General features: G+C 55.5%; 20 protein-coding genes and 2 riboswitches. Of the genes, 5 read left to right on the top strand and 15 right to left on the bottom strand.

The genetic code is table 11. The annotated features are described in order from the left end of the window. Positions 1-83: 83 nt before the first annotated feature. Entirely contained in the window at positions 84-701 is a 618-nt protein-coding gene (locus AC3WQH_RS05100; RefSeq protein WP_005830323.1) for an SET domain-containing protein, read from the bottom strand. Between the two features lie 222 nt (positions 702-923). Continuing rightward, positions 924-1,012: riboswitch (cyclic di-GMP riboswitch) on the top strand. Between the two features lie 185 nt (positions 1,013-1,197). Between AC3WQH_RS05100 and ggt the strand changes: the two genes are divergently transcribed. Together ggt and AC3WQH_RS05090 are read left to right on the top strand one after the other, a co-directional pair. Continuing rightward, positions 1,198-2,916, top strand: a complete 1,719-nt coding sequence (ggt, locus tag AC3WQH_RS05095; protein ID WP_007777292.1) for a gamma-glutamyltransferase — start codon at positions 1,198-1,200, stop codon at positions 2,914-2,916. A 119-nt stretch (positions 2,917-3,035) separates the two neighbouring features. Then, the gene (locus tag AC3WQH_RS05090) at positions 3,036-5,024 is read left to right on the top strand and encodes a methyl-accepting chemotaxis protein (protein WP_007777295.1); all 1,989 of its coding nucleotides are present in this window, start codon (positions 3,036-3,038) and stop codon (positions 5,022-5,024) included. 62 nt (positions 5,025-5,086) lie between these two features. Here the strand turns inward: AC3WQH_RS05090 and AC3WQH_RS05085 are convergent, their stop codons facing one another. Genes AC3WQH_RS05085 through AC3WQH_RS05055 form a run of 7 tightly spaced genes read right to left on the bottom strand, consistent with a single transcriptional unit; the run spans position 5,087 to position 11,324 of the window. Beyond that, a complete protein-coding gene (locus AC3WQH_RS05085; protein ID WP_492331925.1) occupies positions 5,087-5,806 on the bottom strand; it encodes a glycerophosphodiester phosphodiesterase in 720 nt (239 codons plus the stop codon). A 31-nt stretch (positions 5,807-5,837) separates the two neighbouring features. Further along, positions 5,838-7,172: an ABC transporter substrate-binding protein gene (locus AC3WQH_RS05080; protein ID WP_005827586.1), complete on the bottom strand. Its 1,335-nt coding sequence runs from the start codon at positions 7,170-7,172 to the stop codon at positions 5,838-5,840. A 29-nt stretch (positions 7,173-7,201) separates the two neighbouring features. Then, positions 7,202-8,029: a carbohydrate ABC transporter permease gene (locus tag AC3WQH_RS05075; RefSeq protein WP_005827584.1), complete on the bottom strand. Its 828-nt coding sequence runs from the start codon at positions 8,027-8,029 to the stop codon at positions 7,202-7,204. Between the two features lie 27 nt (positions 8,030-8,056). Then, positions 8,057-9,013, bottom strand: a complete 957-nt coding sequence (locus tag AC3WQH_RS05070; protein ID WP_005827582.1) for a carbohydrate ABC transporter permease — start codon at positions 9,011-9,013, stop codon at positions 8,057-8,059. After that, positions 9,013-10,080, bottom strand: a complete 1,068-nt coding sequence (locus AC3WQH_RS05065; RefSeq protein ID WP_005827580.1) for an ABC transporter ATP-binding protein — start codon at positions 10,078-10,080, stop codon at positions 9,013-9,015. Before AC3WQH_RS05065 ends, AC3WQH_RS05070 begins: the two co-directional genes overlap by 1 nt. Positions 10,081-10,084: 4 nt before the next feature. Further along, complete coding sequence (locus tag AC3WQH_RS05060; RefSeq protein ID WP_005827579.1) at positions 10,085-10,747, bottom strand: HAD family hydrolase; 663 nt, start codon at positions 10,745-10,747, stop codon at positions 10,085-10,087. Beyond that, positions 10,725-11,324 (bottom strand): glycerol-3-phosphate responsive antiterminator, encoded by a 600-nt coding sequence (locus tag AC3WQH_RS05055; RefSeq protein ID WP_005827577.1) that lies wholly within the window; start codon positions 11,322-11,324, stop codon positions 10,725-10,727. Before AC3WQH_RS05055 ends, AC3WQH_RS05060 begins: the two co-directional genes overlap by 23 nt. A 102-nt stretch (positions 11,325-11,426) precedes the next feature. On the opposite strand from AC3WQH_RS05055, the gene AC3WQH_RS05050 reads away from it, so the two are divergent. From AC3WQH_RS05050 to AC3WQH_RS05040, 3 genes are read left to right on the top strand one after another with little or no spacing between them, the layout of a single operon-like run. Continuing rightward, a complete protein-coding gene (locus AC3WQH_RS05050) occupies positions 11,427-11,567 on the top strand; it encodes a hypothetical protein (RefSeq protein ID WP_155808538.1) in 141 nt (46 codons plus the stop codon). A gap of 56 nt (positions 11,568-11,623) precedes the next feature. Next, positions 11,624-13,378 (top strand): SulP family inorganic anion transporter, encoded by a 1,755-nt coding sequence (locus tag AC3WQH_RS05045; protein WP_026557585.1) that lies wholly within the window; start codon positions 11,624-11,626, stop codon positions 13,376-13,378. Between the two features lie 24 nt (positions 13,379-13,402). Continuing rightward, positions 13,403-13,729, top strand: a complete 327-nt coding sequence (locus AC3WQH_RS05040; RefSeq protein ID WP_005827573.1) for an ArsR/SmtB family transcription factor — start codon at positions 13,403-13,405, stop codon at positions 13,727-13,729. Between the two features lie 62 nt (positions 13,730-13,791). On the opposite strand, the gene AC3WQH_RS05035 is transcribed toward AC3WQH_RS05040, so the two are convergent. The 7 genes from AC3WQH_RS05035 to AC3WQH_RS05005 all read right to left on the bottom strand — a co-directional run bounded on the left by AC3WQH_RS05035 (position 13,792) and on the right by AC3WQH_RS05005 (position 21,740). Continuing rightward, on the bottom strand, positions 13,792-14,517 hold the full coding sequence (locus tag AC3WQH_RS05035; protein ID WP_007777312.1) for a nucleoside phosphorylase: 726 nt from the start codon (positions 14,515-14,517) through the stop codon (positions 13,792-13,794). Between the two features lies 1 nt (position 14,518). Continuing rightward, positions 14,519-15,181: a sulfite oxidase-like oxidoreductase gene (locus AC3WQH_RS05030; protein ID WP_005827568.1), complete on the bottom strand. Its 663-nt coding sequence runs from the start codon at positions 15,179-15,181 to the stop codon at positions 14,519-14,521. A gap of 42 nt (positions 15,182-15,223) precedes the next feature. Continuing rightward, positions 15,224-16,138 carry an ABC transporter permease gene (locus tag AC3WQH_RS05025; RefSeq protein ID WP_007777315.1) on the bottom strand — a complete coding sequence of 305 codons (915 nt, stop codon included), beginning with the start codon at positions 16,136-16,138 and terminating at the stop codon, positions 15,224-15,226. After that, entirely contained in the window at positions 16,125-17,195 is a 1,071-nt protein-coding gene (locus tag AC3WQH_RS05020) for an ABC transporter permease (protein WP_025843685.1), read from the bottom strand. The genes AC3WQH_RS05025 and AC3WQH_RS05020 overlap by 14 nt, the downstream gene beginning before the upstream one ends. Beyond that, positions 17,170-18,699 (bottom strand): ABC transporter ATP-binding protein, encoded by a 1,530-nt coding sequence (locus tag AC3WQH_RS05015; RefSeq protein WP_492331924.1) that lies wholly within the window; start codon positions 18,697-18,699, stop codon positions 17,170-17,172. Before AC3WQH_RS05015 ends, AC3WQH_RS05020 begins: the two co-directional genes overlap by 26 nt. A gap of 121 nt (positions 18,700-18,820) precedes the next feature. Continuing rightward, positions 18,821-19,849 (bottom strand): BMP family lipoprotein, encoded by a 1,029-nt coding sequence (locus tag AC3WQH_RS05010; RefSeq protein WP_005827564.1) that lies wholly within the window; start codon positions 19,847-19,849, stop codon positions 18,821-18,823. Between the two features lie 194 nt (positions 19,850-20,043). Further along, a riboswitch (SAM riboswitch) is annotated at positions 20,044-20,165 on the bottom strand. Between the two features lie 99 nt (positions 20,166-20,264). After that, the gene (locus AC3WQH_RS05005; protein ID WP_005827563.1) at positions 20,265-21,740 is read right to left on the bottom strand and encodes a methyl-accepting chemotaxis protein; all 1,476 of its coding nucleotides are present in this window, start codon (positions 21,738-21,740) and stop codon (positions 20,265-20,267) included. Between the last annotated feature and the right edge of the window lie 75 nt (positions 21,741-21,815).

The raw sequence follows: 21,815 nt of genomic DNA, 5'->3' as shown, positions 1-21,815 counted from the left end.
CTTTCACTTCACCTTTACATTCCATAATACTGATTCTCTTCCCAGAGTTCAACAAAATCGGGCCGTTGTCCGGCCCGCTGCGTCTACCACTCCTGCTCTTTTGGCCATCGCGATTGCGGCTGGCAGTACAGCGAAATGATCGAGTCGAGCGACCGCTGCTGTTCGGTAATGCCGCGAATGGTTTGCAAATGCTTAGGTCTTACGAGGTGGAGCAGCGGCTGTTCAACCTGATTGAACCGCTCGAAGGCGGCGGCTGCGATCTCATCCCATTGGCGATAGTAGCGCAGCAAGTCGTCAGGCATCACCCTTGAACGGCTCGTGCCCGGCTCCGGCAAACAGTCAAACGGTTCATCCAGGTTCAGCGTTCCGTAATCATCGGTCAGTTCCTCGCCCGGCAAAATGTCCCGCGCCGCCAGTTCCAGATCGTACATCGTCGCCACACAGGTCGCATGGAAGCTGTGGTTGACAAACCGGGCCTTATCCCAGCACAAGATGTATTTGCCGAACTGATTTTTGAACGAATATTTTTGCACGTCCTGTTTTCTTAATGGATCCAGTTTTTCCACAAATGCCGGGTCTAATACCTGATCGAGATCATCCTGGACCCAGACAATCGTGCCTTTGGGAATGAGCTTTGTCGCAAACACACCGTACCCGATCTCGTCGTTGATATAGCGAAGCTCTGTATCGGGATGCATCATGGTCGTTGTTTCACTCCTTGGCAAATGTGCCTTTTTATCATCATAAGCAGTTCGGCCAACAGAGGTGTGTGAATGTCGGTGAAAAACGCGTATTTCCCTGATGCTTCCTTTTTTCTAGATAAAAAGAAATTTCCTTATTTACCCCAATCGACAAATCGTCTATATTATTGACAAACAGGTTTAGGAAATTTTACCTGCAACATTTGCATTAATTTTTCATTGATATCGAAACGGCAAACCCGGGGAAATCCGGCGACGCAAAGCTAGAGGGGCTACCTCCGCACGAGCGGGCATGCCAGCCAGCTACCGAAATATTGATGTAGGACAAGACCAATGATCCTATATCATTGGTCTTTTTTTGCGCACTCATTGTCTGTTTTTGTCCATTTTTGTAGGTATGAGGAATTTTCTGTCTGTCCCGGTCAAGGAGGTGAGGCTGCGAAAAGCTGTCGGATTGTTGGAACCTTTTCACCAAAATACAAGGAGGCTTCATGAGATGTCACTTTGGAAAAAACTTTCTGCCGTCGCATTGACCGCCGCTATCGGCCTGACAACATTCGCTCCGGTCCAAGCTGCCAATCGTCCAACATCAATGTCGCCAAATGCCATGGTCACAACACCTCACTATCTGGCTACAGCCGCAGCCCTGAAAACGTTGGAAGACGGCGGAAACGCAGTAGACGCCGCGATTACCGCCGCCTCTACCCTCGCCGTCGTCTATCCGCACTACACGACCATTGGCGGGGATAACTTCTGGCTCATTTACAACGCCAAAACAAAAGAGCTGAAAGCATTGAACGGCAGCGGACGAGCTGGCGAAAAGGCAACCATCGAATACTACAAAAGCAAAGGCTACGACAAAATTCCTTCCCGCGGCTATGAGTCTGCCAACACGGTTCCCGGCGTTGTTTCCGGCTGGTGGGAAGCCTACAACTACGCGCACAAAAGCATGGGCAACAGCAAGCTGCCTTGGCACAAGCTGCTGGAGCCTGCGATCGGGTACGCCGAAAACGGCTATCCCGTCTCGCCCAACCAGGTTTACTGGACCAAGTACGCAACAGACCCGACTGACAACGAGCTGAAAAATCTCCAGCGCTTCGAGGGCTTCCGCAAAACGTTCCTGAAGCCGAACGGAGAGCCGTATGCCGCAGGCGAAATTCTCAAGCAAAAGGACCTTGCCAAAACGTTGCGAATCATTGCCCAAAAAGGCGCCGACGGATTTTACAAAGGCGAAGTCGCGCAAAAAATCGTCGCCGACCTGCAAAAAAACGGCGGGCTGCTCACGCTGAAAGACTTCGAGAAGCATACCTCCACCTGGGCGGAGCCGATTACGGTAGACTATCGCGGCTACAAGGCGTACAACGTGCCGCCCAACTCCCAGGGCATGGCCTCGCTCTCGATTTTGAACGTGCTGAACAACTTTGACCTCAAGAGCATGGGCGAAGGTACGCCGGATTACTACCACACGATCGTCGAAGCGACCAAACAAGCTTTTGCCGACCGTGACAAATGGCTGACTGACCCGGCATTCGTGGATATTCCTGTGGACGAGCTGTTGTCCAAGCAGCACGGAAAAGAACTGGCAGCGCGCATTGACATGAAGCAAGCGGCAAAAGCGGTCGAGCCGCTCGATCCAAAAGGCGATACTACGTGGTTTGGCGTCGTGGACAAGGACGGCAATGCCGTGTCGATCATCCAGAGCCACTACTTTGACTGGGGCTCCGGCATCGTCGCGAAAGACACGGGCGTCCTGTTGCAAAACCGCGGCAGCTACTTCTCTCTGGACCCGAAACACATCAATCACCTGGAACCGGGCAAACGCACCTTCCACACGATCAACCCGGCGATGCTCTTTAAAGGAGACAAGCCTTACCTGCTCTACGGAACACAAGGCGGCGAAGGCCAGCCGCAAACGCAGGCGGCGCTCGTCACGCGCATCGTCGACTTCGGCTTCAGCGTGCAGGACGCGATTGAAGCGCCAAGATGGCTGCACGGCCGCAACTGGGGCTCTGCCTCCAACAACCTGAAAGTCGAAAGCCGGATTCCGCAGGACGTTCTGGACGAGCTGGTGAAGCGCGGCCATCCGGTCGAAAAGCTGGAAGCAGCCTACACCGATGCGATGGGCCAGTCCGGCGCGATCTTGATTGATCCGCAAACGAATGTGAAGTTTGGCGGCGCTGACCCTCGCGGGGAAGGCGCGGCAATGGGATATTAATCGCTCGTCAGGCTGCTGAGTCTTCTCGGCAGTCTGACTGTGCATTTCTTTCGGGCAGGCAGCGTTCTACGCAAGACAGAAAGAAATTGCCAAGCACGAATTTAGGAGTGGAAAAGCCTATGTTTTTGTTCAAAAAGCTGAGGAACAAAATGATTCTCTGGTTTCTCACCGTTGCAGTCATTCCTCTGGCCGTCGTTTCGCTGTTTATTACGAACAGCTTTTCATCCATCCTGATCGACAAGCAAAAAGCGTCGTATGTCGACCTGACCTCCAGTACCGCGATGGCGATGGATCAATATTTGGACCGGCGCATGACCGAAATTCAGGTGTTGGCCCGCACCTCTGATATTCAATCGGCTGACGCGGCGGCGAAAAACGAGTTCATCCGCAAGTTTACCGAAGAAATGAAGCTGTACGACGGCAATACGTTTATCGGCAGCGACGGAAAAGTATCCGCCGATACGTTCCCGAAAAGCGTCGGGATCGACCTTGGCGAGCGGCAATTTTTCAAGGACGGCATGCAGGGCAAACCGAGCTACTCCGATGTCCTGGTCGCCAAAACAACGGGCAACCGTTCGATCATCGTCGCTGCTCCCGTCACCGGCAAAAACAAGGAGGCGCTCGGCGTCCTGACCGGGCTTGTCAACGTGGACGAGTTCGCCGCGACGTTTCTGGCCAATCTGAACGTCGGCAGCGACGGTTACCCGATTCTGGTGGACAACAAGCACCAGATTCAATACCACCCCAACCAGGAGCTGATCGGAAAGCCGCTTGCGGAATCGGCTCTGCCCCAGCCTTTGGTCGACATTTTGCAAGCGGACAAAGCCGAGAAAGGCTCCTACAGCTACTCCGACCAAGGCAAGGAATACGTCGTCACATACTCGCCGATTTCGAAAACGAACTTTGGCCTGTACTTGCACATTCCGGTCGAATCTATCACGGCCGCCGTTTCTTCCGTCAGCAACAACGTCATGCTGATCGTTTTTGGCGTAGTTGCTGTAGTCATCGCCATCGCGTATGCGATCTCGCGCCAGATCACCCGTCCGATTGTGGATGTGGCCTCTGTGGCGAACCGCATTTCCGAAGGCGAACTCACCGTGCAGCCTCTGCGAATCCGCTCGCAGGATGAGGTCGGACAGCTATCCCAGTCGGTAAACACAATGGTGCACAACTTGCGCACGATCATTCAACAGGTCAACGACACAGCTACCGATCTCGCCTCTTCCGCAGAAGAGCTGTCGGTGAATGCGGAACATACCAGCAAGGCGACGGAACAAATTGCGATTACGATTCAGGAAGTGGCCTACGGCGCGGAAAAACAGGTGAGGAGCGTAGAAGACAGCGTGCACGCCATGCAAGGGGTGTCACAAGGGGCGCAGCAAGTAGCGGCGAATGCCCAGTACGCGGACGAATCGGCCATGAGCGCTTCCCGGATCGCCGTGGAAGGCAACGAGGCGCTGCAGGTCGTCATCAGCCAGATGCAGTCCATTGAAAATACGGTCAGCAACATTGCGGATATCGTCAAACGGCTGGGAAACAGCTCGCAGGAAATCGGGCAAATCGTGCAGGTCATCACGGCGATCGCGGAGCAAACGAACCTGCTCGCGCTAAACGCCGCCATCGAAGCCGCCAGAGCGGGCGAGCAAGGCCGCGGTTTCGCGGTGGTGGCAGACGAAGTACGCAAATTGGCCGAGCAGTCCGCCCAATCGGCGCAGCAGATTAAAGAGCTGATTACCGCCATTCAACTGGAATCCAATCAGGCTGTGCTGTCGATGGAGCAAGGCACCAAGGAAGTCGCGCTTGGCTTGACGGTCGTAAACAACGCCGGAAAATCGTTTGAGCAGATTCAGGATGCAGTCGCACAAGTAGCGAGCCAAATCCAGGAAGTGAAGCTATATTCCGAACAAATGTCTGCCGGAACCGAGAAGGTCGTCGAATTGGTCAGCGTCATTGAACAGGTCGCTGAAAGCTCGGCAGACGGAACCCAGAGCGTGTCAGCCGCCACTGAGGAACAACTGGCCGCCATGGAGGAAGTGAACTCCTCTGCTGCTTCCCTGGCGAGAATCGCAGAAGAGCTGCAATCTCATGTGAGCCGGTTCAAAATATAGCGGGAACATGCTTAAAAGCCGTCGGGACCGATTCTCCCCGACGGCTTTTTGTTCATGCTCGCTTAGCCCAGTGTCAGCATCCGGTCAGGATGGTTGGTGCAAATTTGCACCTCGGGATGCCAGGACATGACTTCCCGGATGTACGCAGGCTCATCTAGCGTCCAGGCTATGACCTTGAACCCTTTTTCAATCGCGGCGGCTGTCAGCTCCCGCGTCAGATACGGATAGCCCATGGACAAGATGCTGGCGCCTGCCGCCTCGATCTGCTCCAGCATGAGCACGGGACGGCCGTAGACGATCAGCCCCGTCTGCACCTCCTGATCGAGCGTGCGCACGTGGCGAATCAGTTCGTGGTCAAACGACGTCACATACACTTCCTGCTTCATTCCGTACTGCTCCACCAGCGCCAGCACCTTTTCCGCAATTCCCGGGTACATGTCGCTCGTCGCCTTCAGCTCGATGTTCAGCGTGCAGTGGCCCTTGATCGCAGCCAGCGCTTCCGCCAGAGTCGGAATTTTTTCGCCTGCAAACTTCTCGTCGAACCATTTGCCCGCATCGAGCTGGCGCAGTTCCTCAAGCGTGTGGTCTTTGACTAGCCCGCTTCCGTTCGTCGTGCGCTCCAGCGTAAAATCGTGAATCAGGATCGGAACACCGTCACGCGTCAACTGCACGTCAATCTCCATCGCCTGGATCGCAGGCTCGGCCAGCGCCAGTTGAATCGCAGCCATCGTATTTTCCGGTGCTTTGCCCGACCAGCCGCGATGGGCCATACATATGTTCATGTCGCGAGCTCCTCTCTGTATCGTGCCGCTCTTATTTTTTCAGCAGCTTGCTGCCTTTGTCCGTCGCATTTTGCAGTGCTTCGTCAATCGTTGCCTGTCCGAGCATGGCGCGTTGCAGTTCTTTCTGGATGACATCCTGCAGTTCTTTGTAGCCAGGGGCCATCGGACGTGGATAGCCGTATTGCAACTGATCGACCGCGACCTTGAAGTTCGGATCTTTTTCATAGAATGCCTTCATCTCCGGCGAATCTACAGCGTCAGTCGTCACAGGCATGTATCCGGAAGCGATCGACCACGGCACTGTTTGCTCGGTGTCGGTCATCCACTTCATGAACTCCCACGCCGCTTTTTTCTCGGCGTCAGACGACTTCGCCAGCATCACCAGGTTGGCGCCGCCTGTAGGCGTACCGTAGTTTTTATTCGCTGGCAGGAAAGCTGCCCCCATGTCAAATTTGGCATTTTTCTTCAACTCCGTCAAGGAGCCTGTCGTGGTGAAAATCATGCCGACCTTTTGGTTCAAAAAGTCCTGTTCCGCTACATCCCACGCGTTGTAGTTTTCGCCTGGAGGGTTTTTCATCAGCCCTTCCTTGACCATTTTGGACCACAGCTCAAGCGGTGCCTTGCCCGCCTCGTTGTTCAGCGTCAGCTCCTTGCCGTCCTCGCTCAAAATGCTGCCGCCGCCCTGGAATACAAGCGCCTCGTAGAACCAGATGTCAACAGGTGTGGAGAAGCCGTAGCGGGTAACTTTGTCGCCTTCCTTCTTGGTCAGCTTTTGCGAAAAGCTGATAAGCTCATCCCATGTTTTCGGGCCGTTCGGATCGAGCCCCGCTTCCTTGAGCATGTCGCGGTTGATGTACAGAAGCGGTGTGGAACGGTTGAAAGGCACGGCGTACAGTTTGTCTTTCCAGTAGGAGTTTTTCATCAGGCCGGGAATGTATTTTTTCTCCTCGCCTTGCGAGTACGGCGTCAAATCTTCCAGTACTTTCGCATCGGCAAAGGCGGCGATCGACGCGATCTCTACCATCGTCACATCGGGATTGTTGCCCGCCGCGACAGAGGCGAGCACCTTGGAGTGGTTCTCCTGATAAGCGCCCTGGTATGCCGCTTTTACTTTAATATCCTTATGTGTCTCGTTGAACTTTTTGACCATATCTTCAATCGTTTTCCCGCGCACGCCGCCGAGCGCATACCAGAAGTCGATCTCCACCGGGCCGTTTTCTGCCGCTGTTTCCGCTGCCGGCTGGGTAGTCGCGTTGCCCGTGCCGGCAGCCTGCTCCTTGCCAGTCGAGCCGCAGCCAGCCAGTACGCCTGACAAGCCGAGAGCAAGTGCACATAGAATCGTTCCTGTCTTTTTCATCGCCTTCATGATTTGGTTTCCTCCCACATCGTTTTCGATTATTTGGATTGGTAGACAAACGCTTTGATGATATGGCGCTGGGCCACGAAGAAAATGACGAGAATCGGCAGGATGAGGATCATGTTCCCCGCCATCATGACGTTCCACAGCGTGCCGCCGTCTGACATGTGCAGACTCGAAATCCCGATCGGCAGTGTGCGCACCTCGTCGCTGTTGGTCATAATCAGCGGCCAGAAGTAGTCGTTCCAGTGATAAATGAAGCTGAACAGCCCGAATGTGACCAGCACCGGCTTCGCCATCGGCACCATGATCGTCCACATGATTTTCCACTCCGAGGCATTGTCCAGCCGCGCCGCCTCGATCACCTCGTCCGGCACCTGCATGAACGCCTGGCGAAGCAGGAAAATTCCGAATGCGCTCGCCGCGTATGGAATAATCAGCGACCAGAGCGTATTGACCAGCCCCCAGCCGCTCAGTTGCACGTAGATCGGCAAAAAGATCACCTGTCCGGGAATCATCAGGACGATCAGCACGAGGCCAAACAACAAGTTGCGGCCGGGAAACTGATAGCGGGCAAACGCATAGGCAGCAGGAACTGCGGTCAAAAACTGCAGCACCAAAATTCCGACGGCCACCAAAATGCTGTTCACCGTGTACATGAGAAACGGCCCAGACTCCCAGGCGTGGGCAAAATTGCTCCACTCCCACGATTCAGGCAGCATGGTCGGCGGAAACTGCCTGACCTCCGGCATCGTCTTGAAGGCGGTAGAGGCCATCCATAAAAACGGAAACACAAACAACAAAGCGACAACCAAAAGCCCGACCCACTCTGCTGTTTTCAAAGAGATTGCACCCACTCGTTTCATGCTGTTCCTCCTTTCTCTCGCATGTCGTCAACGATAGTGCACACGCTTGGACATGAACACGAAGTGCAGTGCCGTTAAAATCCCTACCAGAATCAACAGGATGACGGATGCAGCCGCAGCCAGCCCGCCGTTGTAAAAATCCATCCCTTGCTCGTAAATGTAGTAGACGAGCATGTTCGTGCTGTTGATCGGCCCACCTTGGGTCATGATCGCAATCGTATCGAATGCCTGAAACGACGAGATCGTATTGATGATGAGCAAAAAGAAGATCGTCGGTGACAGCATCGGTACCGTAATCCGCACAAGCGTCCGCCACCAAGGCGATTGATCGAGCGCGGCCGCCTCGTAAATGTCTCCCGGAATGCTTTGCAGCCCGGCAATGAAAATGAGCGTGTTGTACCCGACGCCTTTCCAGATGCTGACGATGATGAGAGACAACAACGAGCTTTTCGGATCGGTCAGCCAGGTGTATCCCGGCAGCCCGACAGCTTCGAGCGCCGCGTTCAGCAGCCCGAACTGCGGGTCCATCAGCCACATCCAGAGCATAGAGACAGAAACGAGCGAGATGATGTGCGGGCTGAACACTGTTGCCTGGATGATTCCGTACACTTTTGCCTTCTTGTTCAGCCACAGCGCGAGCAAAAAGGAGAGCGTCAAGCCGATTCCCACTGTCGCGACGGTGAAGACCGCCGTATTGCCCAGCACTTGCCGAAAATCTTGGTCGCCGAGCAAATCGCGGTAGTTTTGCAGCCCGACCCAATCCATTTCTTCGAGGTTAATCAGCGACCAGTCCAAAAAGCTCAAATAGATGATCGACCCGATCGGGTAAAAAAAGAACAGCAAAAAGCAGATCATCGCAGGCGCCAGATAGAGGTACGGGCGAAGACGCGTCGCGAGCTCCAGCCATGCCGCAGGCTTCACAGCCGCTTTTGCCTGCACCTGTCCGGTACCCGGCAGCTCGTGGGCAGTTGCCGCCTTTCGCATCAGCTCACCCCTCCTGCAAGCGTCGATACTTGCTCGCGTCCGCCCAGTCGGCCCACTCTTTTTCCGCTTGCCCGATCAAACACGTACATGTGCGGCTTTGCGACTGTGACGGTAACGGCTGCGCCAAGCTGCCCCGCTTCCTCGGTGTCGGCCTTGACGATTACCCTGCCTTTTTCCGTCTCCACATGGAACAGCGTGTCCGAGCCGAGTATTTCCCGGGAGACGATCTGGCCTTTTGCCACCCATCTGTCGTCGGCCGGAACCGGGGAGACCGCTGCAGGCAAAAGCAGCGCTTTTTCCGGGCGAAATCCCCACAACTGCTCGCTTCTGCCTTCCGCCGGCACGACGTTCATCGCGGGCGAGCCGATAAACTGGGCGACAAACAAGTTTTCCGGCTCCTGGTACAAATCCATCGGGGCCGCCACCTGCATGATGTGTCCGTCGCTCATGACGACGATCTGGTCGCCCATCGTCATCGCCTCCACCTGGTCGTGCGTCACGTAGATGAAGGTGCTTCCGAGTTGTTTGTGCAGGCTGGTCAGCTCTACGCGCATCTGGTTGCGCAGCTTCGCGTCCAGGTTGGACAGCGGCTCGTCCATCAAAAATACTTTTGGCTTTTTCACCATCGCCCGGGCGAGAGCGACGCGCTGCCGCTGACCCCCGGAGAGCTGGGACGGCTTGCGCTTGAGATAGTCGGACAACCCGACGATTTCCGCGATTTCCTCTACGAGCACCTTGCATTCTTTTTTGGAAGTTCCCCGGTTTCGCAAGCCGTAGGCGATATTGTCGAACACGTTCATCGTCGGGTAGAGCGCGTAGTTTTGAAACACCATGGCGACATCGCGCTTTCCGGGCGGCAACGCGTTCACCGCCTGATCGCCAATGAGAATATCCCCGCCTGACACCGTCTCCAGACCTGCGATCATCCGCAAAGTCGTCGATTTTCCGCACCCCGATGGCCCTACCAGAACGGTAAAGGAGCCGTCCGGAATCACCAGATCCAGTCCTTTGACCACCTTTTGGTTCTGAAAGGTTTTCGTTACCCCTTGCAATACCACTCGCGCCATTTCTTCATCTCCCTCCTTGCGCCTTGGCGGCCAGCATATCAGTGACAAATGACTCAAAATCGGCATAGCGGAAATCAGGTACCGCGTAGAGCCATTCCTCTTGCCCGTACCACTCCAGCACTGCGGCCGACACCCCGCCGGCAACAGCCGCCAGCACGTCGTAGCGGCTATCTCCAATCATCATCGCCTGCTCCGGGTATCTGCCCAGACTTGCCAGCGCTTTGTGCACAGGCTCGGCAGCAGGCTTGCCTCTCGTCACGTCGTCGACGGTGACGATCACGTCGAACAGCCTGTCAATCCCCGCCTGCTCCAGCCCGGCCAGCGCAAATTCCCGCTGCTTGTTGGTGACAACCGCCAGTTGGTAGCCCGCCTGCTTCAATTTTTCCAGCCCTTCTCGCACGTAAGGAAACAGGCGGACGTGCCGGGCATGGTTTTCGCGCACGTAGGCAAAGTACTTGTCCAGCACCTCGCGCTTGTCAGGCACGCCTGCTGCCGCAGCTACAGCCGCCAAAAAATCGTCAAACGACTCGCCAAAGCGCGCGAGCAGCTCTTCCCGGCTGAAGTGACCCGGCGCATACTCTTCTGCTGTATAGGCGACCGCGTCGATGACCGCATCCCGGCTGTCCAGCAGGGTGCCATCCAGATCAAACAGCAACGCTTGAATCATGCAAAAAACTCTCCTTCCACAATAGGGGGCTGCCGACTGACACCGCAGTCGCTCCATGCTGCCATACTTCCTCCATTTGTTCCCGCTTGCGGATTAATCCTCCAGCAATAATCGGAATATCAATCACCCGCTTGTACTCCGCGATGTACTCCGGCAAGAGGGCAGGCATCAGCTCGACCGCGTCAGGCTGCGTTTCCTGCAGAGACGACAGCCCGGACTTGAGCGAGTCGCTATCGACGAGAAACAGCCGCTGGATCGTCAACAAGCCTTGCTTTTTCGCCAGCTTGACCAGCGTATTGCGCGTGGTCACAATCCCGTCCGGCTTCACGTAATGCGCCAAAAAGGCGATGCCTTCCCGGTCGTAGCTGATGCCGCCGATTCTTTCCAGGTGAAGAAACACCGGGATATTCCTGCTTTTGAAAAAGTCCACGTAGCCTTTTATTACACCGATATTGCCGATCGAGAGCACCGCGGCACTCACCTGCGCCTCGGCCGCTTTTTCCAGGTACTTCGCCTCCTTCACGGAAGCGATCAGCTTGTACGCGGCCAGCCTGGCATGAAACTGCTCCTGATTCATTCGTAAGCCTCCTTTGCCCTCAACAAAAAAACCCACAGCGACATGACAATTGCCAAAGAACTCTCGATGAAAGTGCTTGGAAAGGCTGTCGGGGGTTTCTCCATGGCTCCAACCGAAGGGATGTATTCACTTGTTACTTTGAATGGTAATGCACCAGCATTAAGAGAACTTGAAGCGTTTGTAAAAAAAGGGCAAAGTTCCTGTAAGGATGCGATTGACGAAAATCGCCGAGCAGGAGTATGATCCATCTATATTCAAATAATCAAATATTCGAATATACGAAAAGAAGGGTTGCTACCATGAAGTGGGCCGCTAGATTTGAGGGCTACAATACGCAAGCATTCAGAAAAGACTGCGTGTCAGGACTAATCGTAGGGATTATCGCAATTCCGCTTGGCATGGCGTTCGCGATCGCCTCAGGCGTCAAACCGGAGTACGGGATTTACACCACCATCATCGCGGGTACGCTCATCTCGCTTTTTGGCGGCTCCCGCTACCAGATCGGCGGGCCGACCGGGGCCTTTATCCCGATTTTGTTTGCCATCGTCATGCAGTACGGCTATGAGGATTTGCTGCTCGCGGGCTTCATGGCCGGGATTCTTCTCGTCCTGATGGGGCTGCTCAAGCTTGGCGGACTTATCAAATTCATCCCCCGCCCCGTCACCATCGGATTTACCGCCGGGATTGCCGTCATTATTTTTACGGGGCAGATCGCCAATTTCCTCGGTCTGTCGCAAGTGCAGCGGCACGAGGACTTTTTGTCCAACATGAAGGAAGTCGCCGTTCACCTCGATACAACCAGCTTGTACAGCGTAGCGACGGCAGTCTTGAGTCTCGCCATTATTTTAATCACGCCGCGCTTCGTGCGAAATATTCCAGGCTCGCTCGTCGGCCTGGTCATTTCCAGCGTCGTTGCCTTCCTCTTTTTCGAAGGAAAAGTCGCGACGATCGGTTCGACCTTCGGAGAGATTCCCAACGCGCTGCCCGGCTTCCATTTTCCTGAAATTACGCTGGAGCGCGTCCAAAAACTGCTGAGTCCCGCTCTAATCATTGCTATACTAGGAGCGATAGAGTCTTTGCTGTCTGCGGTAGTCGCGGATGGCATGACACGCAGTCGCCACAACAGCAACCAGGAGCTGATCGGGCAAGGCATCGCCAACATGGTGACGCCGCTTTTCGGGGGAATACCCGCTACAGGCGCGATTGCCAGAACCGCGACGAATATCCGCAGCGGAGCGACCTCCCCTGTGTCCGGAATCGTCCACGGCATCGTCGTCCTGCTCATTCTCGTCCTGCTCGCTCCTTACGCCTCGCACATTCCTTTGGCGAGCATGGCGCCGATTCTGATGCTGGTCGCCTGGAACATGAGCGAGCGCAAGGAATTTGCGCACATCCTGAAAGCAAGGACGAGCGACTCTCTCGTGCTGCTGATTACTTTTTTGTTGACTGTCTTTACGAATCTGACTACCGCCGTCGAGGTCGGGCTGGTGCTGGCCGTGCTGCTGTTTATCAAACGAATGCGCGAAAGCCTGCGAGTAGCCAAAGTATTGCCCGACCCTTCCTTGAAGCATGAGAAGGTCACGCCTCACATGGTGACGTCCCAGCACGATTGCCCGCAAATCAGCATCTACACGATCGAGGGACCGCTCTTTTTCGGGGATGCCGATCTGTTCGAAAGCTCGCTTGCGAACACGTTGCAGCATCAGCCAAAAGTGTTGCTGCTGCGAATGGGCAAAGTACCGTTTCTGGACATGACGGGCGAAGCCAATTTGTCGCGGATCGTGAAACAATGCATGAGTCAGGGAACAACGGTACTCGTCTCCGGAATCCAAAACGCCCCGAAACAAATTTTAGAGCGCACGGGCCTTTATGCGCTCATCGGCGAAGCACACTTTTTCGACCACACCGGAGAGGCAATCGAGTACGCCCTGCGCCGGCTGGACGTCGGCAAATGTCTGGGCTGCCAGCACTTTGCTTTCCGGGAATGCGCGAGCCTGGCTGATCCTCACTCGCAAACGGCTTGCGTGCAGCAAACATCCCAAACGTCGGTATGACGAAAAGATCGGAGGAACCTGCTATTGAATTTGGAGCTACAGCAATTTAAAGCGAATTTCTTCAAAGCACTGGGGCATCCCCTGCGGATTCGGATTCTGGAGCTCTTGGCGGAGGGAGACAAAAACGTGAACGAGCTGCAAACGCTCATCGGCAGCGAAGGCTCGGCCGTTTCCCAGCAACTCGCTATTTTGCGCAACAACAACATCGTGTACGGAACAAAGGACGGAAACAAGGTGACGTATTCCTTGCGCGACCCGATGATTATCGAGCTGCTCAGCGTTGCCCGGCAAATTTTCAACAACCACCTGATCGACACGATCTCGATGCTGGATCGCTTCAATGAAGAATAGCGGCTGTCGTATGGCAAAAGAAAAAGCCCGGGACTTCTCATCGTCCCGGGCTTGCTTCATTTTTATGCGGAAACGGACACTAGCGCATCCAGCGCAATCAGCGCCTCGGCTTCAATCGCTTTGGCCATCGTCTCTGTGTGCGGGTTGTACGAGGCAAGCAAATCGGCATCGGCGTAGCCGTCAATCGCGAGGATCGACCCGGCCTTCATGCCGCGCAGCGCGGCAATGACGAACAGCGCGGAGTTTTCCATCTCGACAGCCAACACCCCTGCTTTTTGGTACAGCTTGTGCGGAAATTCGAGGACGCCGCTGTAAAAAACATCGAGCGTCAGCGTGATGCCTTCCGCTACGTGCAGCCCCGATTCGTGCGCTTTTGCTGCTTGCACGAGCGCATCTGCCACGCGGCGATTGGCGACAGCCGGGAAACCGGGCGGAACCAACTGGCTTGTAAGCCCGTCCTGGCGCACAACAGCCGAGCTGATGACGAGGCTGCCCGGCTCGATTTCTTGTTGATACGATCCGGCCGTCCCGACGCGGATGATGACCTGTACGCCACCCTTCGCCAGTTCTTCAAAGCATACAGCCGCTCCAGGCGAACCGACGCCGTGGCTGACTACCGCTACCTCCGTGCCCCTCCAGCTTCCGGCATAGCTGTGGTACTCGCGATTTTCCCCAATTTGCCGCGTGTTTTCCAGCTTGGAGGCGATCAAGGCAGCGCGTTTCGGATCGCCGCAGACGATAGCGCGTTTTGGCAGTTGTTCCGGGTCTACTTTCAGATTGGTCAGCATCTCAATCAAACTCCTTTTTCTCCCATTCGTCTTCCGGGATCGGCAACGCTTCGCCGGAAAACCGCTCTTCGCGGAACGGGTCTGCGATCAGGTGAAAGCCGTTTTGCTCCCAGAAGCCGGGCTTGTTTTCGCGCATAAACTCAATGCCGCGCAGCCACTTCACGCTTTTCCAGAAATACAGGTGCGGGACGACCAGGCGCAGCGGCCAGCCGTGCTTGTCCGTCAGCGGCTCCCCGTCAAAGGAATGGGCCAACAGCACATCGTCGCGCATCAGGTCGGCCAGCGGCACATTCGCCGTGTAATCGTGATCGCCGTGCAGCATGACGTAGGACGCGGCGGGCACGACACCGATTGCCTGCAAAAAATCGCGGAAGCGCACGCCTGTAAATGCATTGTCAAACCGCGACCAGCGCGTCACGCAGTGAATGTCGCTTTTCACCGTCACCTGCGGCAGCGCCATGAGCTGTTCGTAGTTGAGCGTAACTTCCCGGTCGACCTCGCCAAACACGCGCAGCGTCCAGTCCTTCATGTCGTAGGTGGGCACTTCGCCCTCGTGCAAAATAGGAAAGCGCTCTGTCAATACTTGCCCTGGCGGAAGCCGTTTGGCCAATGCCGGGTCGACCGCCGGCACCTTCATCCGTTTGATCCGATCTGCCTTGTTCATGTTGCGTACCCCCTTGGTCTTTGCTGACTGCGCCCTCTTTTGTTACCGGGTGCTCTGCTGGTTATTGCTTCCGGCTTGCATCCGATCCTTCAGGAAGAACATCGCCACCACCGTGAGCAAATACGGCAGCATCGAGGTAAACTGCGTCGGAAGCGAGAAGCCTTGCAGACGAATGCTCAGCGCATCCATCAAGCCGAACAGAAAGCTCGACGCCAAAATTCCCAGCGGGTGAGACTGCCCCATCATCATCGCGACCAGGGCGATAAAGCCGCGACCCGCGGTCATCCCTTCCGAAAACATCGTCACTTGCCCCAAAGAAAGCTGCGCTCCGGCAATCCCGCACAAAGCGCCGCACATGACGATCGCGAGCACCTGCAAGCCTGCTACCTTCAACCCAAGGCTGCGGGCAGCCACCGGATTGGAACCGACGGCGAGAACCCGGAAGCCGGTAACCGTCTTGTAAAAGAACAAATAGAGCGCAATCGCGGCCACAAACGCGAGGTAGACGAGCGGCGAATGCCCCGATACGACCTCGCCCACGACCGGAATGTGCTGTAGCCCCGGAATGTCCCACTTCGGCAAGCCTGCCATGTCTTTATCGTAAAAAGCTCCCTTGACGCCAAAAATCGCCCGCAACGCAAACGTCGTCAAACCGAGCGCGAGGAAATTGATCGCCACCCCGACGACGATCTCGTTTGCTTTCAGCTTGATCGTCATATAGGCAAACAGCAGGGAAAAAAGAACGCTCGTCAGCGCCGCGATCAAGATCGCGAGGAACAGATTCCCGGTAAAGTGATTGCCGACGATGGCGGAAAAGGCGCCAACGAGCACCATGCCTTCCAGCCCTACATTAAAAATGCCAACCCGCGCGCACAGCGCTCCCCCCAATGCCGCGAGCAAAATCGGCGTCACCATCCGAATGGTAGAACTGACGAGGGACCAATCAAGCAGTTCCATGAGATTCTCCCCCTTTTGCTTTCCGCTTTTTCCACCAGTCGTAGCTGAATTTAGCCGAGATAAACAGGATCAGCACGGCTGAAATCACACTGGCCAGCTCCAGCGGTACCTCTGTGTTGCGCTCCACGCCCATCGCTCCCGTCTGGAATGCAGCCAGCAGAATCGAGGTAAACACGACACCCACCGGATGGGAGTTCGCCAAAAGCGTTGCCATCAGCCCTGTCCAGGCGAAGTTCGGCACCGTCAAAGCGCCGTCGACAAAACGATAGTGCGCCCCCAGCACCTCGACCGTTCCGGCCAGGCCGGCCAATCCGCCGCTCGCAAACATGCCCGTCAGCATGACGCGAATGCCGTTGATCCCCCCGTACTGGGCAAACAGCGGGTTTTGTCCGAGCATTTTCACTTCATAGCCAAACGGCGTAAAGCGAATCACCCAAAACAGGATCGCGGCACCGACGATGGCAAACAAAAAGCCCGCGTGCACGCTCATCCCCGCAAACAACTTGGGCAACCAGACGCTTTTATCGAGCATGACCGTCTGCGCCAGCGCCGCCGAACCGCTGCGGTCGCGAAACGGCTCGGTTACGAGGTAGCTTGCGAACAGAACGGCGATATAGTTGAACAGCAAGGTGGAGATGAGCAGCGGTATGCGGAATCTCGCCTCCATAAAGCCCGGCAGCAGCGCCCACAAACCGCCTGCCGCCATCCCCGTGAGAATCGCCGCCACCAGCTTCACGACTCCCGGTGCGGGCAAATAGATCGCCACGAGCGTAGCGCTGATCGCCCCGAGCACCATCTGTCCTTCTGCCCCCAGGTTGAACACTCCCGCCCGAAAAGCAAGCGACAGCCCCAAGGCGATCAGCATGATCGGCGTCGCTCTCGCCAAGGTAGAGGTGAAGAAGTAGAAGCTGCCGAAGGCCCCTTTCCACATTTCCTGATACGTGCCCAGGATAGATTCCCCTACCGAAGCGATGACGAGCGCCCCGATCAACAGCCCGATGACAACCGCCAAAAGCGGCTGAACCAGTGATTTACCCAGCTCTTTGATTGCTGCCATGAACGCTTCCTCCCGCCATTAACACGCTGATTTTTTCCTCGGTTGCCTCTTTGCGCGAAAGCTCTCCGGCGATCCGCCCTTTGTACATCACCAATATGCGGTCGGACAGCGCCAAAATTTCCGACAGCTCGGACGAAACCAGCAAAATTCCGTCGCCTGCGTTGCGCTTGTCGATCAGCGCCTGATGGATGTACTCCATCGCGCCGATATCGACACCCCGGGTCGGCTCTGCCGCGATCAAAAACGGAGTCTCATGTCCCAGCTCGCGCGCCACGATCAGCTTTTGCAGATTTCCGCCCGACAAATTCCCGGCCAGCTCCTGAAGCTGTCTGGAGCCTGTCTTGATCGCGAACTTTTCTACCCAGCCTCTGACGACCTGGCGAAAAGCTTCGCGCCGCACGACGCCGCGCCGATTGAACGCAGGCTTTCGCTGATAGCCCATCAGCGCGTTTTCCTCGACGCTCTCCAGCTTGGCCGTCCCCCACAAGTAGCGATCTTCCGGGATGTGCGCCAAGCCCGCCTCGCGAATCGTCGCGACAGTCTGGTTGGTGACGTCCTTGCCGCCCAGCCGAATCGTTCCCTCCTGTGCCGTCCGCAAGCCGCTGATCGCTTGCAGCAGTTCGGACTGGCCGTTGCCCGATACGCCCGCGATGCCGACGATTTCCCCGTGATGCACGGTAAAGCTGACCCGGTCGAGCAACGTCTGCTTTTCCCGAACCGTCAAGTTCTCCACCTGCAAAAGCGGCCCCCGCTCCAGATCGACGCGCTCGCTCAGCTCCCGCAGCTCGCGTCCGACCATCAGCCGGGCCAGATCGTCCACATTCGTCTCGTCGCGCGCTACCGTGCCCGTCACCTTGCCGCCGCGCAACACCGTGATCCGATCTGCGACCTCCATCACTTCCTGCAGCTTGTGCGTAATCAAAATGACGCTCTTCCCGCTCTCCGCCAGATTGCGGATCGTCTGCAACAGCTCGCGAACTTCAAGCGGCGTCAGCACGGCAGTCGGCTCGTCCAGCACGATGATGTCCGCTCCCTGGTACAGCACCTTGAGAATTTCCACACGCTGCTGCTCGCCGATGGAGCAGTTGGACACTCTAGCCTGTGCATCTATCGGAATCCGGTACTGCTCGCTTAGTGCGCGGACCTTTTCCACGGCGTCCTTCCGGCGGAAAAATCCGGCCTGCTGCGGCTCGTAGCCGATCACGATATTTTCCGCCACGCTAAACTCGCCAAACAGCATGAAGTGCTGGTGCACCATCCCGATCCCGCTGCGAATGGCGTCCTGCGGCCCGCGAAAAGCGACAGGCTTGCCGCCTAGCACGATCTCGCCGGACGTAGGCTGCTCCATGCCGTACAGCATCCTCATCAGCGTCGTCTTGCCCGCGCCGTTTTCCCCGACGATGGCGTGGACTTCTCCCGCAGCAAGCGAAAACGAGACCTTGTCGTTTGCAATAAAATCTCCGTATTTCTTGGTCATGGCCCGCATTTCCAAACGATCGGTCATCCTTGCTCCTCCTTCTTTGCGCCTAGCCTTTCTCTTCCTTGCCTCTGCTCCTTGCCTTGCATATAAGGAAGACCGACTACACAGTTGTAGTCGGTCACAATCATGCACTGTGCGCTAGCTGTTAAAACGAGTCTGGCACTTTGCGGGTACCAGCGATGATCTCCTCGCTGATCGCTTTTACTTTGTCCACGACTTCCTGGCCAATAAAAGCGTTCAGAGGCGTCTGGCTCTCGTGCGTCACATACGTTACGCCTACGCCTTTTTCTTTCAGGCCGTAAGTGACAACGCCCGGCTTGAACGAGCCTTCTACGAACGACTTCACGGTTTCATACGCAGCGGCATCTGTCCCTTTGAGCTGGGACAACACGATGTGCTCAGGGTCGATCGTGGTGCGGTCAACGTCCTGTCCCGATGTATAGAAGCCTTTTTCCTTCGCGGCCTCGAACACGCCGAGGTCGCCTACTGCTGCCGCTCCGTTGATGAAGTCGGCGCCTTTGGATGCTTGCAGCAGCGCCAGCTCCTTCGCTTTTGCCGGGTCAGAGAAGCTTCCTACGTAGTTCACCAGGAACTCCGCGTTTGGATTGGTTGCTTTCAAGCCTTCCTGGAAGCCGCCTGTCCATTTTTTCAACAGCGGAATATCCATGGCGACAACCATGCCGACCTTGTTTGTCTTCGTGGCAAGACCTGCCGCAGCGCCCATCAGGTAAGCCGCTTCCTGCTCGCGGAAGGTAACGCTGCGCACGTTTGGCAAATCTACTACGGTATCAATAATCGCGAAGTTGCGGTCAGGATTTTCGGCTGCCACTTTTTTCAGCGCGTCTTCCGCTTCAAAAGAAGAAGTGATAATCAGATCGTAGTTTTCCGCTACCGCAACGCGCAAATTTTCTTCGATGGCGCCGTGGTCAGTAGACTCGATGCTTTTTACTTCTGCGCCAAATTCCTGTCCTGCTTTTTTCGCGCCTTCGTCCATTTGCTGGAAGAACGGGTTTACCCCGATTTTTTCCGGCAAAATCAGCGCAATGCGCTTCTTCGCCGCGCCTTCTTGCCCTGCCGCTTCTTCCTTTGGCTTGTCAGCAGGCGCATTTCCGCCAGCCGAACAGCCCGCAGCCAAAACAGCAAAAGTGGTGAATGCTAACAACAACTTCTTCATGGTGTCTTCCGCTCCCATCCGAACGTTCTACGTTTTTTCTGTATCCTACTACGTAATGTACGGCTTTTTTCCGAAAAAATCAATATTAAACACGAATATTTTGCAATAAAAATATTTTATCGTTCGTGTATTACCCCTCCTGACAACAAAAAAACTCTTCCCGAAGGAAGAGTTTGCGTCCGAAGCCGTCCTCTTCCTCATCTGTCAAAACCCCGGTACAGGTTTTGCAGGAATTGGCACCTTTCTGTCCATGTCACGCATGTCCAGTGGTTGCCGGGCTTCATCGGGCCAGTCCCTCCGCCGCTCTCGATAAGGAGATAAAAACTATCAAGTTACAATGCATTCATTCTAGCAGAACAAACTGAAAAAGCAATTGTTTTTTCAGACTGTTCTCGCCAATTTTACACTTTGGCGCCTATTGTCTGTGAAACGTTTCCTGCAGCCGATGCGACAGATTGTTCAGCTCCCCCAGCTCTTCGGTAATTTCCCGCACCTTTTGATGCTGGTTTTCCGCTGTGGCGAAAAGCTCCTCCAGATTGGCGACCGACTGCTCGGTGACAGCGGTAATGGTCGACATTTCCATCGCCACTTCGCCCGAGCGCATTTTTACCCGGTTCATGCTGGAGCCGACCTGCTCCGCTGCCTGCAGGAAGGCCATCATGCCGGAGCGCACCGCCTCGATCGACGCCACTGTTTTCACAGCCAGCTCCTGGCCTTTTGCCACCGAAGCTTCCCCGTTGCTGATCTGCTGTACAGCGTTCTCGCTTTCCTGATGGAGCGATTTGAGAATCTCGGTAATTTCCTGTGTAGCGGTTGCGCTCTGCTCCGCCAGCTTGCGCACCTCGTCTGCCACCACGGCGAAGCCGCGGCCGTGCTCGCCTGCACGCGCCGACTCGATGGCGGCGTTGAGCGCAAGCAGGTTCGTTTGCGTCGCAATCTGGTTGATGGCTCCTACGATTTCCTCGACCCGATTGGCCTGGCGGTTGAGCTGGTGAATCGTCGACGCTGCCACGTTGACGGCAGAAACGATCTGTTCCATTTGCTGCGACAGCTCTTTCATCATGTCGACGCTTTCTTTCAGGCGGCGGTTGTTCTGGTCGGACTCGCTCTTCATCGCGTTCGTCTGCGTGGTGACCGCCACGATCTCCTGGTCGATCGACTGCACCTCTTCCTCGATCTTCACTGTCGAGTTCGCCTGCGACTCCATGCCCGTCGCCACTTCCTTGAAGGCGATCATCATTTCATCCGTATTGCGTTTCGTTCCTTCGGCATGCTCGTGTACGTGCTCTGTCGTACGGTCGATCTGCTCGGTCATCTGTTGGATATGGACGAGCATCTCTCCCAGGCGACGCTCTTTTTCTTCCGCTTCCTGGCGGGCGATGTTTGCCTTCTGCAAGGACGCTTGTCCCGCCAGACAGAGGTACGTCACCGCTCCCATCATCATCAGAATCGCCATGATGCGTAGCACCAGATTCAGCTCGGTGAAATCGCCGCTGAAAATCTCGTACGATCCTGTGTAAAATCCGACCAGCGTCACGATGATTTGCGCAATTCCGGCTGTCACTACGAGCTTCCAATCCAGGTAAGCCGCGAGAAAACCCATGACCACAAAAGCGAGAAACGTAACTTCTGGATACGTCGTGAAATGATCGAACGAAATCGCGTAAAACATAAGTCCGATCGCTACCAGATAACGAATGACATGGCTGTCTCTTTTGATGAAGTAAAAAGGCGAAACAATAAGGGTGACCAGCAATCCGAGGGAAGTCACTTTCCAGAAATTAGCGTCGACTTGATAGGCAATGAGTCCCGCCATCCACAGATGGTTCCATAGGATAAAAATCATAAAGCCTTCTTTGTCCGTTAATGTGTTGCGAACCAATTGAATCATAGTTGCCCCCCTTTTCCCTGCTACTTATGTATCGGATTCTTTTTCCATTATATCGCGCTCAGATTGACTAATTTG

It is taken from the genome of Brevibacillus sp. FW301-21C12A (assembly GCF_058788915.1).
Note: the sequence above shows the minus strand (reverse complement) of the source record. Positions and strands in the feature narration are given on the sequence as shown.

What these genes read in the sequence shown, in the direction of transcription:
- AC3WQH_RS05020 (WP_025843685.1), bottom strand. Translation starts at nt 17,195, where the DNA reads ATGGCAGCAATCAAAGAGCTGGGTAAATCACTGGTTCAGCCGCTTTTG.
- AC3WQH_RS05060 (WP_005827579.1), bottom strand. Translation starts at nt 10,747, where the DNA reads ATGATTCAAGCGTTGCTGTTTGATCTGGATGGCACCCTGCTGGACAGC.
- AC3WQH_RS05080 (WP_005827586.1), bottom strand. Translation starts at nt 7,172, where the DNA reads ATGAAGGCGATGAAAAAGACAGGAACGATTCTATGTGCACTTGCTCTC.
- AC3WQH_RS05035 (WP_007777312.1), bottom strand. Translation starts at nt 14,517, where the DNA reads ATGCTGACCAATCTGAAAGTAGACCCGGAACAACTGCCAAAACGCGCT.
- ggt (WP_007777292.1), top strand. Translation starts at nt 1,198, where the DNA reads ATGTCACTTTGGAAAAAACTTTCTGCCGTCGCATTGACCGCCGCTATC.
- AC3WQH_RS05085 (WP_492331925.1), bottom strand. Translation starts at nt 5,806, where the DNA reads ATGAACATATGTATGGCCCATCGCGGCTGGTCGGGCAAAGCACCGGAA.
- AC3WQH_RS05005 (WP_005827563.1), bottom strand. Translation starts at nt 21,740, where the DNA reads ATGATTCAATTGGTTCGCAACACATTAACGGACAAAGAAGGCTTTATG.
- AC3WQH_RS05010 (WP_005827564.1), bottom strand. Translation starts at nt 19,849, where the DNA reads ATGAAGAAGTTGTTGTTAGCATTCACCACTTTTGCTGTTTTGGCTGCG.
- AC3WQH_RS05065 (WP_005827580.1), bottom strand. Translation starts at nt 10,080, where the DNA reads ATGGCGCGAGTGGTATTGCAAGGGGTAACGAAAACCTTTCAGAACCAA.
- AC3WQH_RS05090 (WP_007777295.1), top strand. Translation starts at nt 3,036, where the DNA reads ATGTTTTTGTTCAAAAAGCTGAGGAACAAAATGATTCTCTGGTTTCTC.
- AC3WQH_RS05030 (WP_005827568.1), bottom strand. Translation starts at nt 15,181, where the DNA reads ATGAACAAGGCAGATCGGATCAAACGGATGAAGGTGCCGGCGGTCGAC.
- AC3WQH_RS05045 (WP_026557585.1), top strand. Translation starts at nt 11,624, where the DNA reads ATGAAGTGGGCCGCTAGATTTGAGGGCTACAATACGCAAGCATTCAGA.
- AC3WQH_RS05015 (WP_492331924.1), bottom strand. Translation starts at nt 18,699, where the DNA reads ATGACCGATCGTTTGGAAATGCGGGCCATGACCAAGAAATACGGAGAT.
- AC3WQH_RS05050 (WP_155808538.1), top strand. Translation starts at nt 11,427, where the DNA reads ATGGCTCCAACCGAAGGGATGTATTCACTTGTTACTTTGAATGGTAAT.
- AC3WQH_RS05025 (WP_007777315.1), bottom strand. Translation starts at nt 16,138, where the DNA reads ATGGAACTGCTTGATTGGTCCCTCGTCAGTTCTACCATTCGGATGGTG.
- AC3WQH_RS05070 (WP_005827582.1), bottom strand. Translation starts at nt 9,013, where the DNA reads ATGCGAAAGGCGGCAACTGCCCACGAGCTGCCGGGTACCGGACAGGTG.
- AC3WQH_RS05075 (WP_005827584.1), bottom strand. Translation starts at nt 8,029, where the DNA reads ATGAAACGAGTGGGTGCAATCTCTTTGAAAACAGCAGAGTGGGTCGGG.
- AC3WQH_RS05100 (WP_005830323.1), bottom strand. Translation starts at nt 701, where the DNA reads ATGATGCATCCCGATACAGAGCTTCGCTATATCAACGACGAGATCGGG.
- AC3WQH_RS05055 (WP_005827577.1), bottom strand. Translation starts at nt 11,324, where the DNA reads ATGAATCAGGAGCAGTTTCATGCCAGGCTGGCCGCGTACAAGCTGATC.